This window comes from Ruania alba (assembly GCF_900105765.1).
Classification (GTDB): domain Bacteria; phylum Actinomycetota; class Actinomycetes; order Actinomycetales; family Beutenbergiaceae; genus Ruania; species Ruania alba.
This window is the reverse complement of record NZ_FNTX01000002.1, coordinates 2,056,029-2,081,955: the sequence shown is the minus strand read 5'-3', so window position 1 is coordinate 2,081,955 and position 25,927 is coordinate 2,056,029. Positions and strand designations below refer to the sequence as shown.

At 65.9% G+C, this 25,927-nt stretch carries 30 protein-coding genes and 2 pseudogenes; 18 read left to right on the top strand and 14 right to left on the bottom strand.

From position 1 onward, the window contains the following. Nucleotides 1-6 precede the first annotated feature (6 nt). The 6 genes from BLU77_RS19735 to BLU77_RS22430 all read right to left on the bottom strand — a co-directional run bounded on the left by BLU77_RS19735 (nucleotide 7) and on the right by BLU77_RS22430 (nucleotide 4,516). Nucleotides 7-2,406, bottom strand: a complete 2,400-nt coding sequence (locus BLU77_RS19735) for an AAA family ATPase (protein ID WP_245708960.1) — start codon at nucleotides 2,404-2,406, stop codon at nucleotides 7-9. An 18-nt stretch (nucleotides 2,407-2,424) separates the two neighbouring features. Continuing rightward, nucleotides 2,425-3,111 (bottom strand): class I SAM-dependent methyltransferase, encoded by a 687-nt coding sequence (locus BLU77_RS19730; protein ID WP_089774969.1) that lies wholly within the window; start codon nucleotides 3,109-3,111, stop codon nucleotides 2,425-2,427. A gap of 21 nt (nucleotides 3,112-3,132) precedes the next feature. Continuing rightward, nucleotides 3,133-3,648: a methyltransferase family protein gene (locus tag BLU77_RS19725; protein WP_217632516.1), complete on the bottom strand. Its 516-nt coding sequence runs from the start codon at nucleotides 3,646-3,648 to the stop codon at nucleotides 3,133-3,135. Next, entirely contained in the window at nucleotides 3,645-3,935 is a 291-nt protein-coding gene (locus tag BLU77_RS19720) for a DUF1905 domain-containing protein (protein WP_089774967.1), read from the bottom strand. The genes BLU77_RS19725 and BLU77_RS19720 overlap by 4 nt, the downstream gene beginning before the upstream one ends. A 102-nt stretch (nucleotides 3,936-4,037) precedes the next feature. Further along, complete coding sequence (locus tag BLU77_RS23285; RefSeq protein ID WP_425441239.1) at nucleotides 4,038-4,211, bottom strand: hypothetical protein; 174 nt, start codon at nucleotides 4,209-4,211, stop codon at nucleotides 4,038-4,040. An 11-nt stretch (nucleotides 4,212-4,222) separates the two neighbouring features. Continuing rightward, nucleotides 4,223-4,516 carry a hypothetical protein gene (locus BLU77_RS22430; RefSeq protein WP_217632515.1) on the bottom strand — a complete coding sequence of 98 codons (294 nt, stop codon included), beginning with the start codon at nucleotides 4,514-4,516 and terminating at the stop codon, nucleotides 4,223-4,225. 83 nt (nucleotides 4,517-4,599) lie between these two features. Here BLU77_RS22430 and BLU77_RS19710 point away from each other — a divergent pair, with 83 nt between their 5' ends. Next, the gene (locus tag BLU77_RS19710) at nucleotides 4,600-5,283 is read left to right on the top strand and encodes a hypothetical protein (RefSeq protein ID WP_089774965.1); all 684 of its coding nucleotides are present in this window, start codon (nucleotides 4,600-4,602) and stop codon (nucleotides 5,281-5,283) included. Between the two features lie 216 nt (nucleotides 5,284-5,499). Here the strand turns inward: BLU77_RS19710 and BLU77_RS19705 are convergent, their stop codons facing one another. Continuing rightward, nucleotides 5,500-6,366, bottom strand: a complete 867-nt coding sequence (locus tag BLU77_RS19705) for an AraC family transcriptional regulator (protein WP_089774962.1) — start codon at nucleotides 6,364-6,366, stop codon at nucleotides 5,500-5,502. Nucleotides 6,367-6,457: 91 nt separating this feature from the next. Continuing rightward, complete coding sequence (locus BLU77_RS19700) at nucleotides 6,458-7,030, bottom strand: TetR/AcrR family transcriptional regulator (RefSeq protein ID WP_089774960.1); 573 nt, start codon at nucleotides 7,028-7,030, stop codon at nucleotides 6,458-6,460. Between the two features lie 154 nt (nucleotides 7,031-7,184). Between BLU77_RS19700 and BLU77_RS19695 the strand changes: the two genes are divergently transcribed. Beyond that, complete coding sequence (locus BLU77_RS19695) at nucleotides 7,185-8,039, top strand: NAD(P)H-binding protein (RefSeq protein ID WP_089774958.1); 855 nt, start codon at nucleotides 7,185-7,187, stop codon at nucleotides 8,037-8,039. Nucleotides 8,040-8,041: 2 nt separating this feature from the next. Here BLU77_RS19695 and BLU77_RS22285 read toward each other — a convergent pair whose 3' ends face one another. Then, nucleotides 8,042-8,200, bottom strand: coding sequence for a hypothetical protein (locus BLU77_RS22285; RefSeq protein ID WP_175477244.1), 159 nt, complete (start codon nucleotides 8,198-8,200; stop codon nucleotides 8,042-8,044). 121 nt (nucleotides 8,201-8,321) lie between these two features. On the opposite strand from BLU77_RS22285, the gene BLU77_RS19690 reads away from it, so the two are divergent. Next, entirely contained in the window at nucleotides 8,322-8,861 is a 540-nt protein-coding gene (locus BLU77_RS19690; RefSeq protein ID WP_245708959.1) for a winged helix-turn-helix transcriptional regulator, read from the top strand. A gap of 314 nt (nucleotides 8,862-9,175) precedes the next feature. Here the strand turns inward: BLU77_RS19690 and BLU77_RS19685 are convergent, their stop codons facing one another. Continuing rightward, nucleotides 9,176-9,406, bottom strand: a complete 231-nt coding sequence (locus tag BLU77_RS19685; protein WP_089774955.1) for a hypothetical protein — start codon at nucleotides 9,404-9,406, stop codon at nucleotides 9,176-9,178. Between the two features lie 370 nt (nucleotides 9,407-9,776). Here BLU77_RS19685 and BLU77_RS19675 point away from each other — a divergent pair, with 370 nt between their 5' ends. Next, nucleotides 9,777-10,358, top strand: coding sequence for a hypothetical protein (locus BLU77_RS19675; RefSeq protein ID WP_089774951.1), 582 nt, complete (start codon nucleotides 9,777-9,779; stop codon nucleotides 10,356-10,358). A gap of 246 nt (nucleotides 10,359-10,604) precedes the next feature. After that, nucleotides 10,605-11,105, top strand: coding sequence for a DUF4303 domain-containing protein (locus tag BLU77_RS19670; RefSeq protein ID WP_175477243.1), 501 nt, complete (start codon nucleotides 10,605-10,607; stop codon nucleotides 11,103-11,105). A 210-nt stretch (nucleotides 11,106-11,315) separates the two neighbouring features. On the opposite strand, the gene BLU77_RS19665 is transcribed toward BLU77_RS19670, so the two are convergent. Continuing rightward, nucleotides 11,316-11,939, bottom strand: a complete 624-nt coding sequence (locus tag BLU77_RS19665; protein WP_175477242.1) for an SUKH-4 family immunity protein — start codon at nucleotides 11,937-11,939, stop codon at nucleotides 11,316-11,318. Between the two features lie 242 nt (nucleotides 11,940-12,181). Between BLU77_RS19665 and BLU77_RS19660 the strand changes: the two genes are divergently transcribed. Next, a complete protein-coding gene (locus BLU77_RS19660; protein ID WP_089774944.1) occupies nucleotides 12,182-12,580 on the top strand; it encodes a hypothetical protein in 399 nt (132 codons plus the stop codon). A gap of 295 nt (nucleotides 12,581-12,875) precedes the next feature. Here the strand turns inward: BLU77_RS19660 and BLU77_RS19655 are convergent, their stop codons facing one another. Continuing rightward, nucleotides 12,876-13,445 carry a CGNR zinc finger domain-containing protein gene (locus BLU77_RS19655; protein WP_089774942.1) on the bottom strand — a complete coding sequence of 190 codons (570 nt, stop codon included), beginning with the start codon at nucleotides 13,443-13,445 and terminating at the stop codon, nucleotides 12,876-12,878. Between the two features lie 95 nt (nucleotides 13,446-13,540). Here BLU77_RS19655 and BLU77_RS19650 point away from each other — a divergent pair, with 95 nt between their 5' ends. From BLU77_RS19650 to BLU77_RS22275, 9 genes and pseudogenes are all read left to right on the top strand, one after another. Continuing rightward, nucleotides 13,541-14,725: an epoxide hydrolase family protein gene (locus BLU77_RS19650; RefSeq protein ID WP_089774940.1), complete on the top strand. Its 1,185-nt coding sequence runs from the start codon at nucleotides 13,541-13,543 to the stop codon at nucleotides 14,723-14,725. A gap of 176 nt (nucleotides 14,726-14,901) precedes the next feature. Further along, a pseudogene (locus tag BLU77_RS19645) lies at nucleotides 14,902-15,063 on the top strand (helix-turn-helix domain-containing protein); the annotation flags it as partial. A gap of 915 nt (nucleotides 15,064-15,978) precedes the next feature. After that, entirely contained in the window at nucleotides 15,979-16,629 is a 651-nt protein-coding gene (locus BLU77_RS19640) for an NAD(P)H-binding protein (protein ID WP_089774938.1), read from the top strand. A gap of 824 nt (nucleotides 16,630-17,453) precedes the next feature. After that, entirely contained in the window at nucleotides 17,454-18,056 is a 603-nt protein-coding gene (locus BLU77_RS19635) for an alternate-type signal peptide domain-containing protein (RefSeq protein ID WP_175477241.1), read from the top strand. A 99-nt stretch (nucleotides 18,057-18,155) separates the two neighbouring features. Beyond that, nucleotides 18,156-18,734, top strand: coding sequence for a TasA family protein (locus BLU77_RS23280; protein ID WP_089774934.1), 579 nt, complete (start codon nucleotides 18,156-18,158; stop codon nucleotides 18,732-18,734). After that, nucleotides 18,731-20,569, top strand: coding sequence for a fibronectin type III domain-containing protein (locus tag BLU77_RS19625; RefSeq protein WP_089774932.1), 1,839 nt, complete (start codon nucleotides 18,731-18,733; stop codon nucleotides 20,567-20,569). Before BLU77_RS23280 ends, BLU77_RS19625 begins: the two co-directional genes overlap by 4 nt. Continuing rightward, a complete protein-coding gene (locus BLU77_RS22280; protein ID WP_175477239.1) occupies nucleotides 20,566-21,279 on the top strand; it encodes a hypothetical protein in 714 nt (237 codons plus the stop codon). Before BLU77_RS19625 ends, BLU77_RS22280 begins: the two co-directional genes overlap by 4 nt. A gap of 71 nt (nucleotides 21,280-21,350) precedes the next feature. Then, nucleotides 21,351-21,908, top strand: a complete 558-nt coding sequence (locus tag BLU77_RS19620) for a signal peptidase I (protein WP_175477238.1) — start codon at nucleotides 21,351-21,353, stop codon at nucleotides 21,906-21,908. After that, nucleotides 21,905-22,090 (top strand): hypothetical protein, encoded by a 186-nt coding sequence (locus BLU77_RS22275; RefSeq protein ID WP_175477237.1) that lies wholly within the window; start codon nucleotides 21,905-21,907, stop codon nucleotides 22,088-22,090. The genes BLU77_RS19620 and BLU77_RS22275 overlap by 4 nt, the downstream gene beginning before the upstream one ends. Here the strand turns inward: BLU77_RS22275 and BLU77_RS19615 are convergent. Beyond that, nucleotides 22,018-22,271 (bottom strand): annotated as a pseudogene (locus tag BLU77_RS19615) (HigA family addiction module antitoxin). The gene BLU77_RS22275 and the pseudogene BLU77_RS19615 overlap by 73 nt on opposite strands. Before the next feature lie 434 nt (nucleotides 22,272-22,705). Here BLU77_RS19615 and BLU77_RS19610 point away from each other — a divergent pair. Genes BLU77_RS19610 through BLU77_RS19600 form a run of 3 tightly spaced genes read left to right on the top strand, consistent with a single transcriptional unit; the run spans nucleotide 22,706 to nucleotide 24,766 of the window. Continuing rightward, nucleotides 22,706-23,308, top strand: a complete 603-nt coding sequence (locus BLU77_RS19610) for a hypothetical protein (protein ID WP_089774929.1) — start codon at nucleotides 22,706-22,708, stop codon at nucleotides 23,306-23,308. 10 nt (nucleotides 23,309-23,318) lie between these two features. Then, nucleotides 23,319-24,095: a prepilin peptidase gene (locus BLU77_RS19605; RefSeq protein WP_089774928.1), complete on the top strand. Its 777-nt coding sequence runs from the start codon at nucleotides 23,319-23,321 to the stop codon at nucleotides 24,093-24,095. Beyond that, nucleotides 24,092-24,766: a hypothetical protein gene (locus BLU77_RS19600; RefSeq protein ID WP_089774926.1), complete on the top strand. Its 675-nt coding sequence runs from the start codon at nucleotides 24,092-24,094 to the stop codon at nucleotides 24,764-24,766. The genes BLU77_RS19605 and BLU77_RS19600 overlap by 4 nt, the downstream gene beginning before the upstream one ends. A 64-nt stretch (nucleotides 24,767-24,830) precedes the next feature. On the opposite strand, the gene ychF is transcribed toward BLU77_RS19600, so the two are convergent. Beyond that, nucleotides 24,831-25,916: a redox-regulated ATPase YchF gene (ychF, locus tag BLU77_RS19595; RefSeq protein WP_089774924.1), complete on the bottom strand. Its 1,086-nt coding sequence runs from the start codon at nucleotides 25,914-25,916 to the stop codon at nucleotides 24,831-24,833. Nucleotides 25,917-25,927: the final 11 nt, after the last annotated feature.

The following is a 25,927-nucleotide window of genomic DNA, read 5'->3' as shown; positions in this document are numbered from 1 at the left end:
GAGGCGTCAATCCGCCGCCACGCCACGCTGGGCCAGCCAGGTGAGGAACGCCTCCGCATCGATCACGGCTTTCCCGTACTCGCGTGCCTTGCGTGCCTTCCCGGACTGGGTACCGGCCTCTGCCGTGACGAGCACGTCGGTGCGGGTCTTGGTGACCGAGGGGACGGGCCGGAGCCCGCCGGCACGTGCCAGCGCCTCCATCTCGTCCCGGCCCAGCGGGCGTCCCGACGGCGTGAGCGCCTCGCCGGTGAAGCACACCCTGGCATCGGGGTACAGGATGTCGCCGGCCTCGACGGGCGCGGGTGCGTGCGCCGCCACGGCCTCGGCCAGCCCCGCGCCCAGGAGGTCCTCGACCTGCCGCACCCTCGTCAGCACCGCCTCAGTCGCCTCCACCCGACCGGCTGCGGTGAGCACCTGCGCCCTCGCGAGCGACGTCGCCGGTCCGGCGGTGTCTGCGAGGCGTGCGTCGCTTCGGGTCGTCGCCGGCCGGGGTTCACGCGGCAACCCAAGCAGGGCGGCAGAGACCGGCCCGCTCAGGGCGAGGAGCTCAGCCAGCCCGGGCAGATGAGCAGGGCGGGGAGCGGGTACGTCCTGATCCCGCGTGAGCAGGTAACCCAACCCGCTCGAGTCCTGAGTGCCGGCCGGGTCGGTGAACGCGTCGACCGCTTGTGTGGGAGCCTCCGCGGCAGCGAACGCCGTCAGAGCCGAGTGAGCCAGGTCGAGGGCAGCGGCGCCATCCCGCGCTGCGTCCGGGACCGATACGCCCAACGGCAGGGGCTGCACCGTACCGAGGCGTTTCAGCTCGAAATCGATCAGCGCCACGGTCTCATCGATTCGGGCCCCCACCGGTGTGTATCCGTCGAGCACCGGCGCAAGGATCGCCCAGGCCTCGGCGAGGGTCGGCGCCAGGGCGACGTCCGCCGTCGTGATCCCGTACCGGCTGCGTGCATCGGCGAGGTCTCGCTGGGGGTTCACCAGCGTGCTCAGCGCGGTGCCGTCGGCGAAAGCGACGGCGAGCTCCACGGGCCGGGGCCGGCTCATCCGCCCCTCCTCCCCCACCGTGAGGATGCCAAGACCGCAGAACTGGGTCTGCGTCGTCGTGGGCCGGCCCGAGCGCAGGAACCGGGTGATCCGGCGGTCGGTCTTGAGGTCCTTCGCGAAGACAGGGCGGCGCAGCACCAGCCCCTGCATCGAGGTCGCTCGGCTGAGCGCCACATAGGCCTGCCCGTCGGAGAAGGTGCCGCCGGTCAGGTCCACCACGAGCCGGTCCAGGGTCTGACCCTGGCTCTTGTGGATGGTAACTGCCCAGGCGAGCCGGAACGGCAGTTGGGTGAAGGTGCCGACCACCTCGTGCCGCAGCGCGCCGCCCTCGACCACGGGCCGGGTCGCCTCCCAGGTGTAGGCACGGACCTCCGCGGCCGAACCGTCGGTGAACGTCACCACCACCGATGCGTCGGTACCCACGCCCTCGACGTGCTCGATCCGCCCGATCGTGCCGTTCACCCACCGGTCGGCGGGGTCGTTGCTGAGCATCATCACCTGCGCCCCCACCTTGAAACGCAGCGTCTGGTCGGCGGGCGGGTCGAGGGTGGCCAGGTCGCCACTCTGTTCGGCGATGCTGACGTGTTCGTGCCCTTCCAGGCGCTCGAGCCGTTGCCGGTTGCGCGCGCTGACCAGCCGGTTCGTGGGCGCGAGGGTGAGCCAGAACTCGTGCTCGGGCGGTTCGAACTCGCGGTCCGTGCGGGCGTTCAGCTCGTCCATCGCGTGACCGAGCAGCACCCCCTCGCGGATCGCGTTCAGGATGCCGGTGAGCCGGTCGTCGCCGAGCTGGCGGAACACCGTGGTGAGCTCGATCGTGGGGAACTGCTCGCGCTCGTAGGAGTCGGCGGAGAAGAAGTACGGGGTCTCATAGCGGGTGCTGAAATAGTCCGCCTCGCGCTCGGTCACCACCGGTGGGAGCTGGTACAGGTCGCCCACGAGCACCAGCTGTACGCCGCCGAAGGGGGTGCCTGGGCGTGGGCCGAAGCGTTCGAGGGCAGCCGTGAGCAGGTCGAACAGGTCGGCTCGCACCATCGAGGCCTCGTCGATGATGAGCGTGTCCAGGTGCGCGAGGGTCTTCGTGAATCGACCGGGCCGGTAGGAGCCGTCGCGCACGTCGGCCAGGGACGTGGTGGGGCTCAGGCCGAGCAGCCGGTGGATCGTGTAGCCCTCCACGTTGAGCGCGGCGATCCCGGTGGGCGCGGCCACCACGGTGCGGCGCGCCGTGGTGGCCAGGAAGTGCCGGATCAGCGTGGACTTACCGGTGCCGGCCTTCCCGGTGAGGAAGAGGTTCTCGCCGCGTTCGAGCAGGTCGAGGGCGTGGGTGAATTCCTCGGTGAGGACGAGATCGGCGGGCACGGTGCTCACCGTACCCACCGCTCCCGGTCAGTCAGCGCTGTCGGTGGCGCGGCGGGCGAGGAGGACCGAGTCGTCGATCTCGACAGTGCGACCCTCGCGCACCACGGTGCGAGGTCGCTGCTCGGCCACAAGCACGTCGAACCCGGCCGGGACGCCGGGCAGCAAGTCGGCCGCGAGGAACATCGCCTGCTGGTGGGCGTTCGTCGCGGCCTGGTGACCCTCCGACGGGGCGTGCCCCACGATCAGCAGATGCCCACCTGGTGCCACGGCCCCGGCCAGGCGTCCCATGACGGCGACCATTCCGCCGTCGGGCGGGTGCAGGTAGTGGGTGGTCACCAGGTCGAACTGGCGCCCCTCGGGGTCAAAGGTGCGCGCGTCCACCTGCCAGAAGTCGACCCGCTGCCCGACGCCCGCGTCCTGCGCGTGCTGCGCGGCGCGGGCGAGGCCGTTCGCGGAGAAGTCGGCGCCGGTCGCCTGCCAGCCCTGCTGCGCCAACCAGATCACGTCACCACCCTCGCCACAGCCGACATCCAGTGCCGTTCCTGGCGGGAATGCTGACGCCTCCGCCACGAGCTGGGTGTTCGGGTTCCCGCTCCAGTGGGCGCCGTCACCGGCATAACGCTGTTCCCAGGCAGGTGATTCGAAGTAGGTGGCTGCATCCTCCTCGCTGGGCGAAGCGTGCTGGCCGTCGTGGTCATGCGAGGTCGTCGTCATGGGGCCATCCTGCAACCCACCTCACCGATGAGCAACATCGCTTGCCGTTTCGGCAAACAGCGACTCAGCGAATCGGACCGAGCCAGCGCGGCACCCGCGCACAGTACGCCTCGTACTGGGCACCGAACACGGCCTGCAGAGCGCGCTCCTCCCCTGGATCTGCAGGCGGTCGATCGCCAGGACGAAGAGCGCGAGGGGGACGACGGCGGCCCGGGAGCGCCGTTGCACAGCGCGAGCTGCCAGGAGGCCCGCCATCCCCACGTACATCGGGTTGCGAGTCAGCGCGTTCGGGCCGGAGGTGATCAGGGAGGTGGCCCGCTCCGGGGCGAGCGGACTCACCGTGGTGCGTCGCGAGGTGAAGGTGAGGGCCGCCGTCGTGAGCAGTGCGGCCGACCCCGCGACCAGGGTGACGGAGACCGCACGGCGCCACGGACCGGGAGGTGGCGCATTCCTGCTGAGCGCCCGCTGCGCCAGGCCGGCCGCCACCAAGAACACCGGTGGTGGGACGTGCACGTCGCGCCAGCTGCGGATGGTCATCGTGACCGCCGTAACGCGAGCGCCACGTCCACCACGTCACCCTCAACGACCTCTTCGGCGCGCTGGACGGCCACTTTCACGGGAAGCAGATACCGACCGTCCTTGGGGAAGAGCGCGGTGGTGAACCGGGTGCGCCCGATCGTCGCCTCCACGGGCACCTGCCCCCAGTAGATGAGGCCGCGCGCCTCGTCCTTGATCGCCTCACTGAGCTCGGCGGCGATGTCGACGAAGACGAACGGCGCGGGACCGCGCCACTCGATCACCTCGCCGGCGAACTCCCAGTCCATGGTGGGAGTCTAGGGCTGTGCTGGAGTGTGGAACAGATCGGTGCGCGGTTCCGACCAGCGATGCGCTCAGATCTGGCGGGCAATTCCGTTCGCTGTCCGCAGTCAGCCGAGGTCGAACCGCATGTGTGGCAACATCCGCCCCGGGATCGATCCGCTCGCGGCGGAGCCGATGCGCTCGGCGCCGTGCGCGGCATAGAAGGGCTCGGCGCCGGGGTCCGCATCGAGAACCAGACTGCGGAACCCGCGGTCGGCCGCTGAGGAGAGGGCATGGCGCAGCAGCGCGCCACCTACCCCGAGCCGATGACATCGAGGTCGACAAACAGGGCCCCGAGCTCACCCTCGGGAGGCGATCCGTCCACTGCGTAGAACCCGACGATGCGGCCCTCGCGGACTGCCACGGCGACCGCCCCGGAGCCGCATCTCTCCGGCGAGACCGTGAGTTCCTCACGGCAGGCCTCCAGAAACTCCGGCGAGTAGCCCCAGTGGCTCTTGGATCGCATGGCGACGGCGGAGATCGCGCTCGCATCGTCGGCGCGACCTGGTCGGATCTGGAGGTCGTGCCCGCTGTTTCCCGTCCCCATCCTGGCGATGCTCGCACACCGAGCCCACGCCCGGTAGGTCTCGGCGGAGGTCACCTCGCGGGACGCGGATAGGCTCCTGACGCATGGCCATGCGACCCCTGCACGCGGTCCTCGACGCGATCGGTGCGACATCGACACATCGGGATGTCGAGCAGCTGCTGCGTGGTTCCGGTTGGATTGCGTGCGGCGCTGGTGACTGGGCGTTCGCGCTCGCCGCACCCGACGCCGACATCGTGGCGCGGATCAGCCCGTTCGATCCGGTGGGTCCGTACACCGCGCGGCTCTACCACGACGCCGCCGCCACCGGGCAGACACCACGGCTGTACGCACACCGGCGCCTGGCGGGAGGTGGCGATCTCCAGGTGATGGAGCGGCTCACGAGCGTGCCGGCATGTGAAGCGGAGGATTTCCTGGCACGACTCGCGGCAGCCGAACCGGAACTCGAGGAACTGGCCGACATTGTGACCCGGGTGCACCACGACGCGCAGCGGGACCTCCCGTGGTGCGGGCCGCTCGACGACAATCCGTCCAATGTCATGCGAACGACGGACGGCCGGCTGGTCCTCACCGACCCGTACTACGCCGACGGCCCGGACCTGTACGCCACCGCTGAACGCGAGCCGGACCGTGTGGTCGCGGCCATCGCCGAGCCGGAGCGCCGGTTCATGACCGAGATCCCGCTCGCCTGCTCGGGCCCGTGGGGACAGGGCGACCGCGACGCGCTGCGCGAGAAGCTTCGCCAGGCCGATGCCATCGTGACGTCATGACGGCTGCGCGGATCGAGACGACCAGCGACGGCCTTCGCATCCTGCACACGACTGGCACCAGCAGCATGGACGGGTGGGAGTCGATCCTGCCGGGCCTGTCCCGGTCCGCAGGTTCCCGATGTGGACGACGCGGCTGCCACCGTCGATGCCCTCGAATCCGACGCCCGGTTCTCGTGATCGCCCGCGGCACCGGGTCGCTGTGGCGATCAGACTCTTTCAGCTGCGCTCGATCGGCAGCCACAGTTCGCACGTCGCGGTGCTGAAGTCTGGTGAACGGTCGAGGATCGCGACGATCGACGGACCGGGTCGCAGCCGCCACGGGTTCGAGGGGAACCACTCGGTCGCAGTTGCCGCATACGCGGACTGCAGTGCCGCAGGGTGCTCCCCGGAGGTGCGGAAGACAGCCCACGTTCCGGCCGGCACCTCGAAGGTGTCGAGGTCGTCTGGCACTTCGGTACCTGCCTCGACGGCCACTCCATGCAGATACGTCAGTTCCGTGCCCTCCTGGTAGTCCGGATCGACGTCGTCACTGACCTGCAGCAGGCCGCCTGGACGTGTGCTGCTCAGGTGCTTGAGTCGTTCGTGCTCAGCGACGGGTAGGGACTGGATGTGCTCCTGGATGTGCGGGTTGATGCCCTCATAGATCAACGGCACACGGGCTGCGTGGCCGATCAGGCGGAAGGCGGGGCGTTCGATGATTCGGGCGTCCATAGGAAGGCTCCCTTCGACGGTCAGGCGGAACCTGAGCTGTGGTTGGCTGCGAAGGGGGCCACCATCCCGACGAACATCACCATGACTGACTCCGTGCACGGCACGGAAGGCGCGACCGAACGCCTCGGTCGATCCGTATCCGTACCGCACGGCGATCGTCAGCAGGCCCTCGTCTCCGATCACGTCCGACGCGGCAACACTCATTCGGCGTCGGCGCACGTACTCCGATACCGGCATTCCCGCCAGCGACGAGAACATCCGGCGTAGGTGATAGCCGGTCGTGCCCATCCGGCCGGCGAGCACGTCGACGTCGATCTCGTCGCCGAGGTGCTCGTCGATCTCATGGACGAAGCGGTTGAGGATCTCGATCATGGTCACTCCCTTCGCGGTCTACTCTCGCCAGCCGACGGGCCCCGACGCCCGACATCTGCGGTCCGATCGGATCGGAGTGGACGATCGCCCTCTAGCAGATCCCGCCGAGGACGAACGCGGTCCGACGGTCGTAGTCGGCTCGAGACGGCCGAGCGCCGTACTTGAGAGCAAGAGCGTTGTCGAGGGTCAGCGCCTGAAAGTCACCCGGTGTGAATCCGGGAGCCAGGACGCCAGCGGCGTGCCCATCGGCAACCAGGTCGTCATGGAAGGACCCTCCGACCTGACACAGCGCCATGAGGTGATCGGAGTCAGGGAATTCCTGCAGCAGGACGTCATTGACCGCCGGCCACCGGTACTGGAGATCCCGGATCGCCCCGACGTAGGAGCAGATCCGCTCCCGGACCCCAGCAACGGACCGTGCCTCATCGATGACGCCCGTCAGTTCTGCTGCGACGACGTCGTCAATCACCGCGTCGATCAGCCCTACCCTGCCCCCGAATCGGTTGAAGATCGTCGCCTTGCTCACGTAGGCGGCCGACGCGACCTCTTCAAGAGGCGCAGCGAGCCCCTGCTCTCGGAACACCTGCACCGCAGCCGCGCGAATCCGGTCCACATTGCGGCGGGCATCGGTGCGAAGCGTCAGTGAGGGCCGGGCCTCCGCCATCGTCCTTCTCCTCGTTCGACCAGAAACTTGACTCTCCGAGTCAACTTCTTGCACGATGACCCGGGAAATAAGTTGACTCGGCTAGTCAATTTTATCGCACCAGCCCTCCGCGTGCCCACCAACTCGCGCCCCGAGCACACCGAAAGGAATCATCATGATCGTCATGACCGGCGCGACAGGCACTCTCAACGGGGCCACGGTCGATCATCTCCTCAAGCACGTCCCGCCTACCCGCATCGGCGTCAGCGTCCGCGACCCCGAGCGCGCGAAGCACCTGGCCGACCGAGGAGTCCGCGTGCGGCAAGGAAGTTACGACGAACCCGAGGCCCTGCGTCACTCGTTCGCTGACGCCGAGCAGGTGCTCCTCGTCTCCTCCAGCGACGTCACCGCGGACGTCGTCAGGCAGCACCGGACGGCGATCGACGCCGCGGTCGACGCAGGGGCCCACCGGATCGTGTACACCAGCGCCCATGGGACCGGTGTCGACACCCCCTATCCGCCTCTCGCGATCCACGCGGCCACGGAGCAGCATCTCGAGGCGTCCGGCGTCGCGTGGACCGCGCTGCGCAACGGCTTCTACGGTGACCCCGATCAACTGCTCGGCCCATGGCGGGCGACCGGGGTGATCGCCAAGCCTGCTGACGGTCCGTTCTCGTGGGTCGATCGGCGCGACGCCGCTGAGGCCGCCGCTGCAATCCTGACTAGCACTGCCCCGCTCGACGGCGCCATCGATCTGACGTTGTCCGCACCGGTCACTCTTGCCGATTTTGCGCGGGCTGCCTCCGAGCTCACCGGCCGCCACGTCGAACGCGTCGTGATCGAGGATGAGACCTGGGTTGCCGATGAGATGGCCCACGGCACCCCGGAGGCAGTCGCGCGCTTCACGCTCTCGATGTTCCAGGCGACACGGAGCGGGCATTTCGCCGGATCGGATCCCACGCTCGCCCGACTGCTCGGGCGGGAACCGCGCAGTATCGGCGATCAACTGGCAGATCGGCTCGCCAGCTGACGTCACCGCCTCGGCAACGAGGCCACACGATAAACGCGTCGCGGGCACACCAGCACCGGTACGGACTCGTCGAACGTCCGATTGCCCGCGGAGGCGTACAGCGCGTGCGTCCACGGCAGGTCGCCTGCGGTCTGCAGCACCTCACCGAGCAACATCCTCATGGTTGCCAGTCTCCTCCGTCAGAGAGACAACGTGCGACATACCTCGGGGGGCGAGTGCGCCAGGAAATCACCTGCGCCATCACGTAGAGTGCTCCTCATCTGCAATCACTTGGGAGGTCAGGTGGCCAGAGAACATCCGCGATCGGGATGTGCGATCAACGCCGCGGTGGAAGTCCTCGGGGATGCATGGAGCCTCATCGTTCTGCGGGACATCATCTTCGGCGCTCGCCGACACTTCCGCGAACTTCTCACCAGCAACGACGAGGGCATTGCCTCCAACATCCTTGCCAGCCGCCTCCGGAGCCTGGTCGAGGAAGGACTGCTCGTCCGTGACAGTGCCACACGGGGGCAGCGCGCAACCTACTCGCTCACCGAGGCGGGCATACAGACCCTTCCCGTGATGGTGGCGCTCGGCGCCTGGGGCATGCAGCATCGCTCCACCTCGCCCGAGCTGACCGTTCGGGCCCGCATCCTGGCCGAATCGCCGGACCTCGTTGACGACCTCATCGACGAGCTTCGAGAACTTCACCTCGGGATTCCGCGCAGCGCCCCCGAGCAGCCCTCGGCGTCCAGCCGTCTGCAGCGGGCGTACGACGCTGCCGGGGAGAGCGCGAACCATGATGCGCTGCTGCCACCTTCGGAAAGAGTCAGCTCAACGTGAGGGGGCAGATGAGGACGAACGATGTCGCCTTCCGCCTCGGTACTGCAAACCAGCTATCCGGCGATGACGACCTCTGAACACCTCTGAACTCGTACTGACCCGAGTTGGCTGGAATGCGTCGAGCTTGGCCGCGATCGCCCGACGTTCGATGCGCGGCTCATCGTGGGACACGATCCCTTGGGGCCATCTGGGTTCAGCCACTATCAGGATCACGAATGCTCGTCGTGCGATCAGGGACGTACCGCCGGCCAATGGAGGTCTACCGCTCGCCTACGGGGCCTCACGGCCAGGCCCGGGTGAGATCGCCGATGTCGTCATCGCCGCCAGCCGTGCTCGCCGGCGATCGACTCGACGTCGCGCTCGAAGGCGTCGACATCGAAGTTCGGAATCCGTTTGCTCCGCATGATGTCGAAGGATCGGCGCGCGACGTCGTACAGAAGCCGGTGCTGCTCGGCGGTGTCACGGTTCTTGCGGGCTATGCGCCATGCTTCATGGTCGGCGAACAGGCGCAGGTCGAGCTCGTTAGTACCGCGTCTGTAGAGCATGCGCTCTTTGCCCCGCAGGTACGCCGGCGTGCTCCCCGCTGAACTTCCACAGCTCGGATCGAGAGACAAGCAGCCGTGGGAACGATCGTAGGCGGCTCTCTTCACCACGTGCCGGCACGTACGGCCATCCGGCGACCTACGCCCTGCGCGGTGCACGCGCACCCATCGACTGTCCCGTGGCCTCGGCGATCGAGTCGAAGGTCCACTGGTGGATGCCATGCTCGCCCTGCAAGAATAGGAGTATGGGCATCGTCCGGACCGCCAGGGTACTCACCGACCGCACAGCAGCCTCTGCCGAAGATCGGCTGATCAGGGGATTCGACGAAATCATGACCGCCGATATGTTCGGCGCCAGGACACGGAGGCACCCGTGAAGCGCCCCAAGCACATCCCGTACCTGGACAACTCCCAGGCCGGTCTCTCGCCCGACACGAGCCACCCTGCCTATGTCGCAGCTGCCCCAGAGTGGTTCTGGAACGAGGACGATCCGCGTGCACCGTTCGGCACCGATGACGGGCACGACACGCTCAGCACCTTGCAGGAGCACTTCATCCAAGGCGGGACCGACGAACACGTGCCCGGCTGCATCGCGAGCCTCATCACCGACTGGGCGCTCGTTCCCGAGACTGTCTGGACCAGCTCGCAGGAGGAGATCGTCGTCTGGCTCGACGCTGACGAGAACCATGTCCGGTTCCTCCACGGCGAGATCGACGTCTACGTTGCGGCAGCGTGCGGGCAGTTCAAGACCTCTGGATGGATCCACCCAGCGCTACGGTTCTGGGCCGAGCGCGCCCTGATGCTCCTGGAGCATGTCCTGGGTCCGTGGGAACAGAAGACCTTCGGCGCAGCGCCGGGCACCTATGACGAGAAGCTCGCCGCAACGCGCGCAGTGATCGCCGCAGCTCCTGACCCGCCGAAGAAGCTGCAGTTGCCCATGTACCGCGGGCTGTAGGGCACAGTCCTCACAGCCGGCATCTCTACCTCATCGTGACGACACGAACTGACAGATTGACGTGCGACACAGTTCCGGCCAGCCTGTCCCGGCTCCCGATCGAATGAACGGAGCCCGCGTGCTCGGCGTGCAGTCGGGCGACGCTGCGGCACGCACCGCCATCTTCCACCGTCGACGGGCGACGGTATGGAGAACAGAGACGTCAGAGTGCTCTCTGACCAAGCGTCGAACCCGGGGGATCAAATCATGGTCGCGAGCGATCCGATACCCGCATTGGTCGATGCGATCGCCGAGGCCACGGACGAGGCGATCCGACGGCTCCGCTCCGAACATCGAGCGGACTTCTGCGTCTACGCGCTCGTCACCTCGGGCGAGGCGTATCGCCCCTACCTCACCGCGACTGTGCACGGTAAATCCCGATGGGATCTGGCCGACAGCCCCTACGCATTGGTCGCGGACGAGATCCTCGCCCGAACGGACGTGGAGTTCACCGCGCGCGGACAACTCCACGACATGGACGTCCCAGATGCGGAGGAGGAGTACTGGCGTCGGCTGACGTCGATGGAGGCGGCCCTACGCAGACTCGATGAGACCGGACTCTTCGGCACAGGTGTCGAGCGCGCCCGCATACTGCTTGTGGTGGCGACGATGCCGCCAGACGAGAGCGATGCAGGATTCGCCCGACGCCTCAACCCGGCTGGGCCGCTGCTCGACGCTTGGCTGGCCGAAGCGGCCGAGGGTGCGTGACGCGGCAACGGTCACACGTTGAAGCGGAACGCCACCGCGTGCCGGTAGAGACCAGCCTCTACCGGCACCGTTGAGTGGAGGCCACGAGGGCAACCTCGATCGAGAACCAACCCGGCAGACGGGCGGCCGGTTCGCCGACCTTCCTGAGGCGATCCGTGTAGGCACCTCACCTGAGTTCTACCGACCTGGCTGCTGCGCGTGACTCGCACTTCAGCAGTCGGGTAGCCCGTCGCGGCCGACCAACCATTCGTGGATCGCCGTAGTCGGAACTCCGAGGTCCTCTATCTGAAATGCCATATCTTCCCAGAATGGCGACGAACCATCGACCGCAGCTACCGAGTCCAAGAAGCGCGCAGCGACCTGTTCGCTCGAACGCTGCGGATCCGGACCCTTGGTGAGGTGGATCTCCCAGCTCTCCGCCAATGCCCTCAGCCACGCGAGATGGCACCGGGCGAACGCCGCCAGCGACGAGTTGACCGTCCGCAAGATCGCACCACCTCGGATGCTCTCGCCAGAGTCCGCAGCCGGCCCAAAACTCAATTCGACCACGCTTCGTACCAGGCACGATTCGGACGCACTCTCCAGCTCGACGAGGACGTCCTCATCGTTCACGGCAAAGACCTTACCGACAAGCTCCTGGCCCTCAATACGCAAACAGTCGTCAGGGTGCAGGCAATGCCTCGGCCATGCGAGCCGCACCTGCGGAACCCACGCGAGCGGCCAGGTCTCCAGCACCTGCTGCGCCGACAGGCGACGAGCATGTGGGGTCAAGCGAAGACCCGCACCTTCGAATTGCGCCAAGTCAATGTCGGAGAATGGGTAGTGGAAACTCACGGCACCATTGTCACCCACGAGGCTTGGGAACATCCAACACGCCGAGCATCACACGTTGAAGTGAATTCAACCGACCGCCGTTGCTCCCCGATAGACGCAGGCCGAACCTATGAGAACGTGGACCTGGCAATCATCGACTGGCCGACCATGTAGTGCGTGCATCACGATGCCGAATTCAGGTCGACTCGAATCCGACGGCAGACATTCTTGCCCGTCACCGTTCAGATGACGATACTTGTGTCATGGTCAGCGAGTCTCGCGTCCCCGAATCGCCACGACTCCGCGTCACCCTGCACACCACGGAGACCAGTGCGGCCGTGTTGAGCGCCGCGAGATCGCTTGGCGGTGCAGGGCTGATGACGCTTCGGCAGAGGGTCATCTCTAGCGCACCCATCCTCGAGGAGGAGATGTTCACGAACGCCTGGTACGACGGCCTCGCAGATCAACTGCTGCAACAACTCACGGCGTGGCACGACCAGGGCGTACGGTTCGAGCTCTCAGAGATGCCGCCGGGTGACCATCCTGAAGCCACGGTGAAGATCAGTCTGAAGCACCTTCAGAACATCATCGAAGCAGGGAGAGTTGAGTCACATTGCGGGACCGGTGCTGATGCGCGACGACTCCCTCTGTCCCGCGGCTGATCGCTCGCCGACATCAACTGGCTGGCGTAGTGGGAAACCTGCTCGTGAAACGAGAGGAAGATCGTCAGTCCAGACCCGGCTCCGCGTTCGGGCCGAGAACCGGACGTGGAGGCCAGCGCCCGAGAAGATCGTGGATCTTCGGGTCGTCATGGACTCCGATGTCCCGGGAGTGATCAACCGATTCCCACGCACTCCAGGGACCGATCCCGCGAACTGGCTCGGCCGACCACGAAGGCGATACCCAGACGTTAGATCGAGAACGGAGCTCCACCGAGTTCACAGACCAACCTTTCGGTCACCTCGCCGCGACATCATGTCTCGCGGCTTTGAATCTCGCCTTCTTCTGGCGGTTCCCGCAGGTGTTCATGTCACACCATCGACGAGTGCGGCTCCGGCTGGTGTCGAAGAACACCGCTCGACAGGTCGACGAGGCGCAAAGCGCCAGCCTGCCGTCTCTCTCTCCGGCAATGATGCTGATGGCGTCGACGGCGATGACGCCGAGAGCGTCACGCACAGCCGACGCCGGATCCAGCTGCCATTGGCGCTCCCCGCTGGGCGTCAGAACGGTCGCAGCCCGCCCCGTGCTGCTGCAGTCGTTGATGACACAGACCGCCGAAGCCGGCAACGGCTCTCGGCGGGCGACGGCGGTCGCTGCTGTGTGGATGGCCTCCCGCAGTTCCACAGCGCGCGACCAGTCGGCAGCGGTGCAGGTCTCGACCGCAAAGCCACTGATCACCAGCCAATCCACGAGTCGGTCGGGCGTCGGGATGCGTTCGAGCGCGTCACCGCAGCGCTCCGTGAGAGTTGCCGTGAAGCTCGTCGCGAGTTCTGTGCCCAGGCGGAAGTCAGGAAGTCCGGCGCTCATCGCACCAGCATAGCCGGTTCACATCGGAGCCAATCGATGGTAGAACTGTCTTAGCTGGTTCCACGTGAACGTCTCACCTATCTTCGGGAGCGACCATGAACGATCAGGGCGTCGAAGCGCATGCGTTCACCGCACATGCGACTGACGCGGACCTCGACGACCTGTATGCGCGGCTGTCCGCCGTGCGGTTGCCGGAGTCAGAAACAGTCGCCCGCGGCGCAACCGGCCCCCGCCGGTGGAGCCAGGGCGTCCCGCTCATCGATCTCACAGATCTCGTGGACCACTGGCGCACCACCTACGACTGGCGCGCTTTCGAGTCCCGACTCGAGGAGATCGGCCAGTTCCGTACAGTCATCGACGATCTGGGCATCCATTTCCTACATCGACGCTCTCCACGCACAGACGCGACCCCGCTGATCCTGACGCACGGCTGGCCTGGGAGCATCGCGGAATTCACGCATCTGGTCCACGAGTTGGCGAACCCCGAAGACCCGAACACACCCGCATTCCATGTCGTGGCCCCGTCGTTGCCGGGGTTCGGTTACAGCGACAAACCGTCGGCATCGGGGTGGGGCGTCGTCAGGATTGCGACCGCATGGGTCGAGCTGATGGGAAGGCTCGGGTACCGGAGATTCCTCGCCCACGGCGGCGACTGGGGCGGCGTGATCACGACGGTGCTCGGCAGCAGATTCCCCGAACGGGTACTCGGCATCCACACGACGCTGGCGCAGGCACCTCCCGGACTGCCGACCGAGGACCTCACGGACACCGAGCGCAGGTGGGTCGACGAGACCCGTGATTTCTGGGGTGGCAACCGAGCGGCCTACGCGAAACAGCAGGCAGACGCTCCACAGACCATCGGCTATTCGCTCGTGGATTCTCCGGTCGGCCTGCTCGCGTGGATACTCGACAAGTTCGCGACATGGAGCGATACCGATCACAGTCCACTCGAGCGGATCGCCAGGGACCGCATCCTCGACGATGTGACGCTGTACTGGCTGACTCGCACGGGCGCGTCGGCAGCGCGCATCTATGCCGAGAGCCACGGCGGGGTGAACAGGGTCGATCCCCACCTCACGGTCGACGTCCCGTCGGCGATCACTGTGTATCCCCGGGACATCGAGAAGTGTCCTCGCCCGTGGGCTCAGGAGCGCTATCGCAGGATCGTTCGGTGGCGCGAGCCCGACGACGGAGGGCATTTCCCTTCCCTCGAGGTACCCGAACTGTTCGTCGACGATCTACGGTCGGGCCTCGCAGAGGTGCTCGTTGCGGGACGCTGAGCGACTCTGGAGTAATCACACAAAACCCCTGGTCAGGTGGCACCTCTAGATGTTGCGGGGCGGGACGTTGATGACAGGCCGGTGGGGCTGAGGTAGCCGGAAGGGCAGGCCCTCTGCGGCAAAGATGAGAAGCGACCAAGCATCTCGTCTGTGTCGAGCCAGCAAAGGACCTGCCCGTGTCTCACCGTAATGCGCCGCTCTCTCCTGAAGGCCGTCGCCGACTCATCGAGCGGTGCCGCGCCCGTCCGATCGCCCACGTCGCCGCGGAGATGGGGATCTCGCGTGCGTGCGCGTCCAAGTGGGTCAACCGCTACCGCCGCTTCGGTGAACTCGGGCTAGTTGTATGAGGGCTGGACGTTGAAGCGGAACTCCGCCACGTTTCGTAGCCGAACAACCTCTGGCGACGTTAGGTTCAACACCGCACATGAGCCGCGCAGGCGGCGACGATCGCGCCCGAAGCGCCGATCGCCTCGGTGACATCCGAGCGGTCGCCGTCGGACGATCGAGATCTGGATATTTAGTCGCATTGCGCACTTGCCGCATCCAATCGAACTCCTCCAGCGACGGGTCATCGACGAACGCGGCCGCGGCGATTCCTGTGTTCCGGTGGGCCCCGCCCACCCTGCGCAAACCCTCGATCGCAAGAACGGCCGTGAGCGCCTTCCGTGCGCCGTCATACGCACCCGGTGAACGCCATCCCCTGGTCTTCCGTCTCGGCGAGCAGCTTCGCTGTGGCGATGTGACGCTCCGCCGTCTGCACGACGGCAAGCGCTCAACTCGACGCGCTCAGGCGACAAGTCACCAGCATCTGCTCGGTCACCTCAGGCTTGCACGTCACCGGTCAGCACATCGACGATCGGGCGCGGCGCGGCGCGGCCCCGATGAGGAGCAGATCAATATCGTTCGGCCGAGGAGACTGGTTCGCGTCACTGCCAAGTACCCACTGAATGACGATCGTTTTACATCGCGCACGCGCCTCGCATCGACTCCGATGAATGCGCGTCATCGACGCCATCATGAGGTCGGCCGTCGCTCCGGTGGCATCAGGGACTGAGTCGACCGAACCTTCAGAAGGCTCGACGGATCCACTCCCGACGAGGGCGACTCTTGGGTACTCGATGACAGTCTGGTCGCCAGCCCAGCAAGTTGCGCCAGGGGAGCATGCGGACCGCGCTACGACCGGAATGCGGTCGCCGGACCATTGGTTCCCCGATGGGCGTGCCCTGACACATTCGAGGAAGGAACTGCCACCCATGAACGTGTTCATCATCGGCATCACCGGCGGGGTCGGAACTCTGCTCGCGCGGACGCTCCGTACGCGGGGCGACGAGGTACGCGGGCTCGTGCGCCGTGAGCCACAGCGTGCGGTGCTAGCTGCCGAGGGGATCGATGCCGTCGTCGGCGACATCGCGCAGATGAGCGCTGAACAGCTCGCGTCTGCGATCGGAGACGCCGACGTCGTCGTCTTCGCCGCCGGATCCAACGGCGGTGTCGCCTCGGCCACCCGCGCAGTTGACCTCGACGGCGTCACCAAGACCATCGAAGCGATGAGTGGTGCCGGCAGCAAGCGCGCGGTGCTGCTCTCAGTGCTGCCCGAGGCGTGGCGCGAGCGGGATCTCACCGACGACGAGGAGTACTACTTCGCCGTGAAGAAGCAGGCGGACGTCGCGATGACGCGCAGTGAGCTGGACTGGGTGATCCTGCGGCCCTCGCTGCTTACCGATGACGCAGCGAACCGGCGCGTGGCGCTCGGACCTGCGCAGGTACACGGCCAGATCGCCAGATTCGACGTCGCCGAGACACTCGGCGCGCTGATCCACGAACCACGGATCCGGCGGCAGATCCTCGAGCTCGACACGGGCGATGTCGAGATCGTCGAGGCCGTGCGTCGCAACGTTCCCTGACACGACGGAACCCTCGCGAAGAACAAAAGCCACGAGTTCTCGCTCACACGTTGAAGCGGAACTCCACCGCATTCGAGTACGGAGGTCCATCACGTCCGTTCCGCACCACGGCATCGTGGGTACACGCTCCGCTGCGAGGAGCGGCACCGACCGACAGGCTCCACATGGCGTCGACCCTGCGACGACTGACGGCCAGCACTTCAACCCGCACGACCTCCAGGACGGCATGGCCACCGTTCGAGTCTCAGTCGCGACACACCCGGCCGACGACGGCTGGGCAGCGTTCGATTTCGCAGGCATGCGCTGTTCCACACAGGCCGCGTCGCCGAGTTGGTGTGGAACAGCGCACATCTGGAACTCGGCCGCGGGTCACTGCACCTGACATGCCTGCCCGTCACTGTCTCCCCCGTGGCCAGCGGCTGTTGTCACCACAGAGTCGAGCGACCCACCGACCTCTCAGTGGACTCGACCCCATACACGTGAGGTCTCCTCATCACGTGTGTGCCGGGCACAGGTGTCACGACTCCCGGTGACCGTGTCCTCGTCACGAGGGGCACTCCGATGAGCACCGAGAATCTCGTCATCATCGGCCCGACGTCGACACATACGACGACCACGCCGTTCCCTGATCGCCCGGAGGCGATCGACTCGACGACAACGTTCGCCCCCAGAGGACACAGAGCGTGGATTGCCCCTATGCGATCGGCTCAACCTGCCAACTTTACTGGAGAAACCTCCGGGTGTACCGTCATTCATCGCACGCAGCGGGCAACGCCGCTCTGATGGACGCCGAGCAGTGGAACATTCGCATAAAGGGGGATGTCGTGAACAGAATCGTCAAGGGCTCGATCGCCGGTGGCGCCGGTGTCGCGCTGCTACTGGGCGGCGCGGGTACGTTCGCGTTGTGGAGCGAGAGCGTGACGGCCGAGGGAGGCACGGTTTCGACCGGTAATCTCGATCTCGCCCTGGTAGCGGATTCGGAGCAGTGGACCGACGCATCGCCGGACGTCGACGAGAACGACACTGCGTTCGATCCCACCACCGACTCGATCGTTCCAGGGGATGTCATCACCTTCGAACAGGAGTTCACGGTCACGGCCTGGGGCAAGAACCTCCGGGCCCAGCTCCAGATCGATCCCGATTCGTACACGATCGCGCAGGGAGTCTCCGATCATGTGACGGTCGAGCTCGAGCTGAACTCGGTCGGCACGACCTCTGCGACGATCACCGAGGTCAATGCGACCACGTACGAGATCGACCCGAACTCCGATTACGACCCGGGAACCACGATCACCTTCTCCGGCATGGTCACCATCACCTTCGATGGGGACGAGGAGACCGGCGCCAATGATTCCTACGGCGAGGAAGTCGACGACGCGGTCGACCTGGACGAACTCGCTTTCGACCTCACCCAGGTGCGCCCCTAAACCGCTAGATGGCAACGGTCTCCGGAGCGTCGACCCGAGGACCGAAACCAACCGGGAGAACAGGTCGGCCGGTGGCCGACGATTCGAGGGGAGCAGGTGATGCGGTCCACGCCCCGGAGTGACCCACGCCGACGCGGACGACCGGTCCGTGCCATTCTCACCACGACCGCCATGGTTGCGGCAGGTCTTGTCGTGGGCGCCGCCGCCACCGGTGGGACCTACGCGTTCTGGAACGACTCGGTCACCGCCGACGCGACGAACGTGAACACGGGATCCATCGAGATGACGCTCGACGAGAAGACGGCCCTCACAGTCGACGACCTGGATTTCGCAGGGTTGTATCCGGGCGGGTCGGTCGTCCGCAGTACTCCTGTGACCATCGCGAACGAGGGTTCCGTCCCGCTCTCAGTGAACTGGGAAGGGACCACCGTCGAGAGTTCGAACGGAGATTTCGCGTCGAGTGCGATCGTCTCACTGCGTCCGGCAACGGGGACGACGTGCACGACGACGCCTCGAGGCACGGCGCTTCCGACTACGTTGAGCCCACTGTCCCTCGACCCTGGTGAAACCGACGAACTCTGTCTCGAGGTGAGACTGGACGAGTCCGCCCCGGCATCCGTGCGAGAAGCGACAGCGGTCATCACCCTCACTCTCACTGGAGAGCAGGTGCGACCATGAGCAGAAGAACCATGCAGTTCGCCGTCACTGCCCTCACCACCTTCACTGTGCTCGGGTTGCTGACCCCAACAGCGGCTCTGTGGAACGTCGACGCCACGATCGCGGGCGACGTGCGCGTTGGCGACGTGAGCGGTTGCGGCAGACAAGGGCTGGCCAACGGCGGCTTCGAGTCGCCGGAAGTCGGCGACGGCAGCTGGTCGCACACAACGCCGACCTCGTGGACTTGGACGGATGCATCCGGAAATACGATTCCGGGTGAGATCTGGAACACGCCATATCCGAGCAACTACACTCGGTACGCGCCGCACGGCGAGCAGCTGATCGAACTCAACTCGACCACGAGGGGAACGATCTCGCAGACGATCGAGACGACACCTGGCGAGACCCTCGGCTGGTCGTTCTACCACAGGGGACATTCGTGGACAGAGACGGTTCGCGTCTCGATTGGAGTCCCGGGCTCCATGGTGTCCCAGGGCGACTATTATTCGAACAACACGTCGCGGAAGTGGCTAGTGCATTCCGGCGCGTACGTCGTGCCGCCGGGCCAGACGTCCACGACGATCAGTATTCGGTCCATATCGGGGAACAACCATGACGCCGGGAACCTCATGGATGCGGTCGCCTTCGGTGTGGGTCCGTGCCTGGACTCGTCGTCGACGGTGACGGAGGTCGGCGGCACGAGCGGAAGCTATGTCCCCGGTGATCGCGTTCGATACGCGACGACCATCACGAACACCGGCGACGCGCCGGGGGTCGGTACGTCGTACGCGTACACACTGCCGCCCTCGCTCGAGCTCGTTCCGGGGACGTTGGAGATCACCGACCCCGAGAAGGATGATCAGACCGGCGCGTCGACGGCGACCTACGACTCCGCGACCCGGGAGATCACCGCGCCGATCGGCGACCGGCCACTGAATCAGATCCCGGCCGGCCGGATCTTCCCGGACTCAACGATCACTGTCACGTTCGACGCCACGATCCAGTCCAGTGCAGCAGGATCGACGATCGACTATCAGCCACAGGTCAGTACCGCGAGCCAGCTTGCGCCGGACTGGTCGATTGACGCGGACCCGACGAACGCCCCGATCGAGGTGGAGGCGTCGAGCCCACCGATGGAGGAGTCGAGTGGACAGGTGGACTCGGAGGCTTCGAATGCCGACCTCTCCGTATCCGCCCTGACCACGCCGCTGAATGCCACAGCTGGGCGGACTGCGACCTGGACCTTCCGCGGAACCAACAATGGACCGGATCCGGCGACGGATTCGTCGGCGACGTTGTCGATTCCCTCGGAACTCACCGACGTCCACGTGCAGTACTCGACATCGAACGACGCCGGCACCAGCCCGGTGGAGTGCACCCTCGACGGTTCGTCCGCGACCTGCCCCCTGGGGGACATTCCTTCGGGAGAGACCAGACGCTTCTGGGTCTCGGGAACGATTCCCTCCAGTTTCACCGCGGAGGAGGACCCCCGCACCATGACAGTGGATGCCGCTCTGAGCGGAACGACTGCCGACACCGGGAGCAACAACAACAGCCTCGCATACGACGCCACCGTTTCCATGGCACCGACGACTCCGTCAGACCTCCGGACCAACGGTCAGGTGACGTCCACGGACGTGCCGCTCACCTGGGACCCGTCCACCGCAGCATCCGGCATCGACGGATACCAGATCCGGCGCAACGGCACGACAGAGGTGGGGACCGTGAACGGCACCGCCACGTCGTACACCGTGACCGGCACCCCGGAGGGTGACCACTCCTTTCAGGTGCGGGCCGTCGACGACGGAGGTCGGTTCTCCGAATGGTCACACCAGGTGAATGTGACGGTGCCATGAACTTCAGGCACTTCTTCGGTACGGCAATGATGCTCGCAACGGCGGCGAGTCTCGTAGCATCGCCCGCCACAGCCGTCACCGACGACGAGCTCCTCATCAGCTTGGACGGCACCACCTACGCCGCCGAGACAGACCGCCCGGTGTTCGTGCACCCCCCGGCATTGGTGCCGCAGGGGAGCGAAACCCGCAGCGTGTGGCTGCGGAACGATTCCGAGGTCGACGGCGAACTGCGTGTCGTCGTCGACGACATCGAACTGTCCTCACCCGAGCTTGCACAGAACTTCGAGATCACATCACGTGAAGCTCGCACGGGAGACGAGACGACGGCGACCGCAGACGAACTGACACCCTGTTCCGTCGTGGTTCCGACACTCGAGTTGGCCAGTGGCGAGTCCGTGCGCATCGATCTGAGCGTCGGGCTTCGTGACGTCCCTGCCGAAGTTGCGCAGCAGGAGACGGTTCGGTTCTCGCTCACAGCGTCGATCCGCGACACGGCGGCGGGTGCGCCATGGCCGGAGAGGTGCGAGCGGGGCAGGGATTTCCCTGTGCTCGGCTCAGATCCGCCCGACCAGGACGAGGATCACCTCGCCTACACCGGCACAGACGTGCCATTCACAGCCCTGGTGATCGGAGCGGCACTGGTGCTGACCGGAGCGTCGACGATGGTTCTCGTGCGCAAGCGCCGTCGGCGAGACAGTTCGTGCACCTGACCCGACGGGCCCGACGAGAGCACGCCGCGGCGAAGCAAAGACGGGACGGACTCCGCGGCGCGCTGCGTTGGGTGGCACTCGTCCTCAGCATCGCCCTCGCGCTCGGCGTCGTCGCGCTCGCGACATTCGCACTGGTGATCCCGAGGCTCGGCGGCGGAGTTCCCTTGACCGTGCTCACCAATTCCATGAGTCCGGCGGCGCCTCCAGGGACACTGATCGTCGTGTTCCCCGTGGACGTGGACGAGATCGCCGTCGGCGACGTGATCACATATCAGATCCGGTCCGGTGAACCGGAGGTCATCACCCATCGCGTGGTCGGAGTGGCGAGCCCCGACGAGGACGGTCCGCGCTTCATCACGCAGGGGGACAACAACGCCGACCCCGACCCTGATCCGGTCCGTTCGGTCCAGGTCCAGGGACGGGTGGCGTACTCGATCCCGTACCTGGGCTGGGTCAACAATGTGGTGAATGGGGAACACCGCGGGTGGATCGTGGGAATCGGGGCCGGAGGCCTGTTCGCATACGCTCTGTGGAACATCATCGCCGGGATTGCTGAAGCGCGTCGTTCTCGGCGACGGCGCGCCCTCGAATCGGCGGATGAGGACGGCGACGTCGACTTCCCGAAATGACCACCGACGATCTTGAGGGGAGCATCGTCATGAGTGAACACCAACAGCCGTCCGTCGCTGACCACATTGCCGACGACCTTTCGAACGAGTCGACGTTCTGGACCAACGCTCACGCGACCTTCAGCGGACTGGTCGCAGCGACCGTGTCGTGCAGCGTGCGACGTTCCAGCCGCAGCTCGTAGTTCGACTACCGGTTCGTCCAGAGCTCCTCGGACGTCCCGAAGTATCGCGCCAGGCGGATCGCCGTGTCAGCGGTAATTCCCCGCTCGCCGTGCACGATCTCGCTGATCCGCCGCAGCGGCACGCGGATCGAGACGGCCAGCTTGTTCTGCGTGATCCGTAGCCCTCGATGACGTCCTCCATCAGGCTCTCTCCCGGATGGATCGGATCAAGCTTCCGCAAGGTCGCGCGCTGCACCAGCCGATCAACGCCTCTGACGTACTGCTCGCGCCAGATCCGCTCGGTGTCCCTGCTCCCGAACGATCTGATCACGCAACCGGTGCACGAGGCCACGCGTCAATAACGCTAGACGTTAAACCGGAACTCCACCACGTCGCCACACGTAGAAACGTCTCGCCCACGGGGACGCGGAGGCGGTGCATGCCGCGGGATCATGCGACTGAACTGGGCTTGCACCGTCTGGTCGGCCCCAACCGCCTCGGCTGGGCATGATCTGTCGTACCCCCTCACGAGTTTCCTCTGGCACGAAGAATCCATAATGTGTTGACCATCTCGGACAAGAAGATCAACGCACTAGCCCCAGCTGACCTGCGGCAGCTAACCCACCGGAGCTCATCATGAACTCACCTGAACCACGGTCCTCAGGCGATCCGACGCCCGAGTCCCTGCCGGACGGCGCCGTCTCCGGCGTCGGACCAGATTCGCCACTGACGCAGAGCCAGCAGGAGATCGCGCAACACGTCGTAGATTGCCTAGGGCAGGTCCGCCAGCTCATCGAGGACGGCGAGCGCGATGCCCGCGGGCGGTTGAGCGCGATCGTCATGTACCGGTCGCTCGAGGGAGTCAATGACGCGCCCGCTGAGATGCACGGGTTCCTGCAGGCCTACGACGGTGACGTGGTCGAGGAGGCCGCCGTCGCTCGCGAGTTCTTGGTGAACCATAGCGTCGACTTCAGCGTGGGGGCGCTCATCACTGAAGTGACCATGCCCCTCAATGGCAAGCCCGAGCACGTGCTGCAGTTTGAGGGCTATAGCTATGCCCTTGAGGACTCGCTGCGTTTCGCGCAGCCCTTTACCCCGCCCCGCCGTGGCGGCTTCCTGCGTAGCGCCCGCCCCCTTGAATTCATCAGCGACTTGGTTGCCCTCGGGCCAGTACCGGAGGACCTGCCCGGACTACCCGGCGGGCCGAAGGCCCCAAACCTGAAGCCCCTAAATCTCTGAGAGGCGATTCATGGCTTGGCACACCCTCTCCTGGACCCGCACTCACCCGGCCGAGGCCGTCGCGCTTCCCTTGTTGCCCATCGAGCAGGCACAGGCGCAGGCACGCCAGATTCTCGGGAACGACGACATCCACCTCACCGAGGCAACGGGGTACACCCCGCGGGTCTGCTTCGGGGCGTGGAACGACGGCGTCGTCATCACCTCCGGCGAGGACATCAGCGAGCGGCACCCCACGCCACCGGAAGGGTTCGACAGCGTCACCGCCACGCTGGTTACCGGCAACGACTACGTGAGCTTCGAGTATCGGGATTCGAGCAGGGAGGGTGTGGGCCGCAAGGTCGAGTTCTCCGATCAGGATGAGCCGAACGCCGAGGACATCGAAAGCTTCGGCTGGGGCGATCGCCTGCCGTTCGAGGAAGACCTGTGGGGCTGGGAGGGCGAGCCAGCTTCTCCGGGGTCCGAGTCTTTCGCCACGGCAGCTGAGGACTGGCTCTTCGGCGGCCACCCACGTCAACTGCCCAGCTACGCCCTGTGGTTCGGGACGCCACCGAAGCCTGACCGGGAAGCGGCGCGGGAGCGCGCCGGACGCACCTTCTTGCGGCACCTCCAGCGATGGCTACCGGTCGGATTCTTCGTCCTCTTCTTTGTCACAATGCTGATCGGCGGTATCGCCGCGGGCGACGTACTGGTGTTCGCCATGATCGGCGTCATCGGCGGGGCCATCTTCGCCGGGATCATTGCTCTCATCTTCAGAGTGGCAATGGCCAAGGAAATGAAACAACGATGAGCTCCGAGCATCTCAGCCTAGAGGATCTGACTCCGGAGAACGTGCTGCCCATGTCCCTGACTGCCCAACAATTCGCTCTCACTGACGAGAACCTCATCATTGACACCGCCGAAGGGTGGAAGCTGCGGATCTACGGCGATTGGACGTATCAGGCTCCCGATGGCCCCATCAGCAGTTCCGGGGGCCAAGACCGTCGTATGGTCGACCGCCTGCAGGCCCACTACCGCGGCACTCCCCTGGCCGATTTCACGGTGGGCCGTACGCTCTCCTTCACGGTCGGGGGCCGCGTGATCCACGTCCCCGCGGTTCCCGGCCTAGTGGCGTGGAAGATCACCGGACCCGACCTGCAGCAGCTCACGCTCCTGTCAGACGGCAAGATCGAGATCACTCTCCGCAATCCTCAAGCTGGGAACCGCCCATCAACTGGTTCCAGCCCCGCGCTGCAACTCTCGCGCGCCCAGAACGCCGCAGTCGGAGCAATGTCCTGGGCAATAGTGACGATTCAGCTCATCGTCATCGGATTACTCACTGCCGGCATCGTGGCCGTTGGAGTCGTCGGCGTCGATGGAGAAGAACCTTTACCCATCACCCTCATCTGGCTGATCGTGCCGTTGTGGCTCCTGTACAAAACGATCAAGAGCTGGCGCAGAACTAGTCCGGACCATCAATAACGCGTCGGCCCGGGCTTGCCCGACACACACTCGGTCATTGCCGACGCGCACCAACCCCAGGACCTCACACGTTGAAGCGGAACTCCACCACGTCGCCGTCGGCCATCACATAGTCCTTGCCCTCGATCCGCACCCGCCCGCGCGACTTCGCCTCGGCCATCGAGCCGGCGGCCACGAGGTCATCGAAGGAGACCACCTCAGCCTTGATGAATCCGCGTTCGAAGTCGGTGTGGATCACCCCAGCGGCCTGCGGGGCGGTCCACCCCTTGCCGATGGTCCAGGCCCGCGATTCCTTCGGGCCGGCGGTGAGGTAGGTCTGCAACCCGAGGGTGTCGAACCCGACGCGGGCAAGCTGATCCATCCCGGACTCGTCCTGACCGGACTCGGCGAGCATCTCAGCGGCCTCGTCCGGTTCCAGCTCCACCAGCTCCGCCTCGAACTTCGCGTCCAGGAAGATCGCCTGCGCCGGGGCCACCAGCTCACGCAGTTCAGCCTGCATCGCCTCGTCCGCCAGGCCGTCGTCGTCGGTGTTGAAGACGTAGATGAACGGCTTGGCCGTCAGCAGGGAGAACTGCCGGACGATCTCCGGGTCGAGTCCGGCCGCCGCACCGCCGGCCGCGATCGTCGTGCCCGCCTCGAGCAACGCCAGCGCACCCTGGGCCGTGTCCAGCACGGCCTGCTCGGTCTTCTTCCCGCGGACCTCCTTCTCCAGCCGCGGCAGAGCCTTCTCCAAGGTCTGCATGTCCGCGAGGATCAGCTCGGTGTTGATGGTCTCGATGTCGTCCTTCGGCGAGACCTTGCCGTCCACGTGCACCACGTCGGGGTCGGCGAAGGCGCGGGTCACCTGGCAGATCGCGTCTGCCTCGCGGATGTTCGCGAGGAACTTGTTGCCGAGCCCCTCCCCCTCGCTCGCGCCCTTGACGATACCGGCGATGTCCACGAACGAGACGGTGGCCGGCAGGATCTTCTCGCTGGCGAAGATCTCCGCCAGCGTGCCCAACCGCTCGTCCGACAACGGCACCACCCCCACATTCGGCTCGATCGTGGCGAACGGATAGTTCGCCGCGAGAGCGGTGGCGCGGGTGAGCGCGTTGAACAGGGTGGACTTGCCCACGTTGGGCAGGCCAGCGATACCAATAGTAAGAGCCACGGGAGACGAGT

Excerpts from the sequence above, each read along its gene's own strand:
- BLU77_RS19730 (WP_089774969.1), bottom strand. The coding sequence starts at position 3,111 with ATGACGACGACCTCGCATGACCACGACGGCCAGCACGCTTCGCCCAGC.
- BLU77_RS19725 (WP_217632516.1), bottom strand. The coding sequence starts at position 3,648 with ATGACCATCCGCAGCTGGCGCGACGTGCACGTCCCACCACCGGTGTTC.
- BLU77_RS19720 (WP_089774967.1), bottom strand. The coding sequence starts at position 3,935 with ATGGACTGGGAGTTCGCCGGCGAGGTGATCGAGTGGCGCGGTCCCGCG.
- BLU77_RS22430 (WP_217632515.1), bottom strand. The coding sequence starts at position 4,516 with ATGGGGACGGGAAACAGCGGGCACGACCTCCAGATCCGACCAGGTCGC.
- BLU77_RS19710 (WP_089774965.1), top strand. The coding sequence starts at position 4,600 with ATGGCCATGCGACCCCTGCACGCGGTCCTCGACGCGATCGGTGCGACA.
- BLU77_RS19705 (WP_089774962.1), bottom strand. The coding sequence starts at position 6,366 with ATGATCGAGATCCTCAACCGCTTCGTCCATGAGATCGACGAGCACCTC.
- BLU77_RS19700 (WP_089774960.1), bottom strand. The coding sequence starts at position 7,030 with ATGGCGGAGGCCCGGCCCTCACTGACGCTTCGCACCGATGCCCGCCGC.
- BLU77_RS19695 (WP_089774958.1), top strand. The coding sequence starts at position 7,185 with ATGATCGTCATGACCGGCGCGACAGGCACTCTCAACGGGGCCACGGTC.
- BLU77_RS22285 (WP_175477244.1), bottom strand. The coding sequence starts at position 8,200 with ATGAGGATGTTGCTCGGTGAGGTGCTGCAGACCGCAGGCGACCTGCCG.
- BLU77_RS19685 (WP_089774955.1), bottom strand. The coding sequence starts at position 9,406 with ATGCTCTACAGACGCGGTACTAACGAGCTCGACCTGCGCCTGTTCGCC.
- BLU77_RS19670 (WP_175477243.1), top strand. The coding sequence starts at position 10,605 with ATGGTCGCGAGCGATCCGATACCCGCATTGGTCGATGCGATCGCCGAG.
- BLU77_RS19660 (WP_089774944.1), top strand. The coding sequence starts at position 12,182 with ATGGTCAGCGAGTCTCGCGTCCCCGAATCGCCACGACTCCGCGTCACC.
- BLU77_RS19655 (WP_089774942.1), bottom strand. The coding sequence starts at position 13,445 with ATGAGCGCCGGACTTCCTGACTTCCGCCTGGGCACAGAACTCGCGACG.
- BLU77_RS19650 (WP_089774940.1), top strand. The coding sequence starts at position 13,541 with ATGAACGATCAGGGCGTCGAAGCGCATGCGTTCACCGCACATGCGACT.
- BLU77_RS19640 (WP_089774938.1), top strand. The coding sequence starts at position 15,979 with ATGAACGTGTTCATCATCGGCATCACCGGCGGGGTCGGAACTCTGCTC.
- BLU77_RS23280 (WP_089774934.1), top strand. The coding sequence starts at position 18,156 with ATGCGGTCCACGCCCCGGAGTGACCCACGCCGACGCGGACGACCGGTC.
- BLU77_RS19625 (WP_089774932.1), top strand. The coding sequence starts at position 18,731 with ATGAGCAGAAGAACCATGCAGTTCGCCGTCACTGCCCTCACCACCTTC.
- BLU77_RS22280 (WP_175477239.1), top strand. The coding sequence starts at position 20,566 with ATGAACTTCAGGCACTTCTTCGGTACGGCAATGATGCTCGCAACGGCG.
- BLU77_RS22275 (WP_175477237.1), top strand. The coding sequence starts at position 21,905 with ATGACCACCGACGATCTTGAGGGGAGCATCGTCATGAGTGAACACCAA.
- BLU77_RS19610 (WP_089774929.1), top strand. The coding sequence starts at position 22,706 with ATGAACTCACCTGAACCACGGTCCTCAGGCGATCCGACGCCCGAGTCC.
- BLU77_RS19605 (WP_089774928.1), top strand. The coding sequence starts at position 23,319 with ATGGCTTGGCACACCCTCTCCTGGACCCGCACTCACCCGGCCGAGGCC.
- BLU77_RS19600 (WP_089774926.1), top strand. The coding sequence starts at position 24,092 with ATGAGCTCCGAGCATCTCAGCCTAGAGGATCTGACTCCGGAGAACGTG.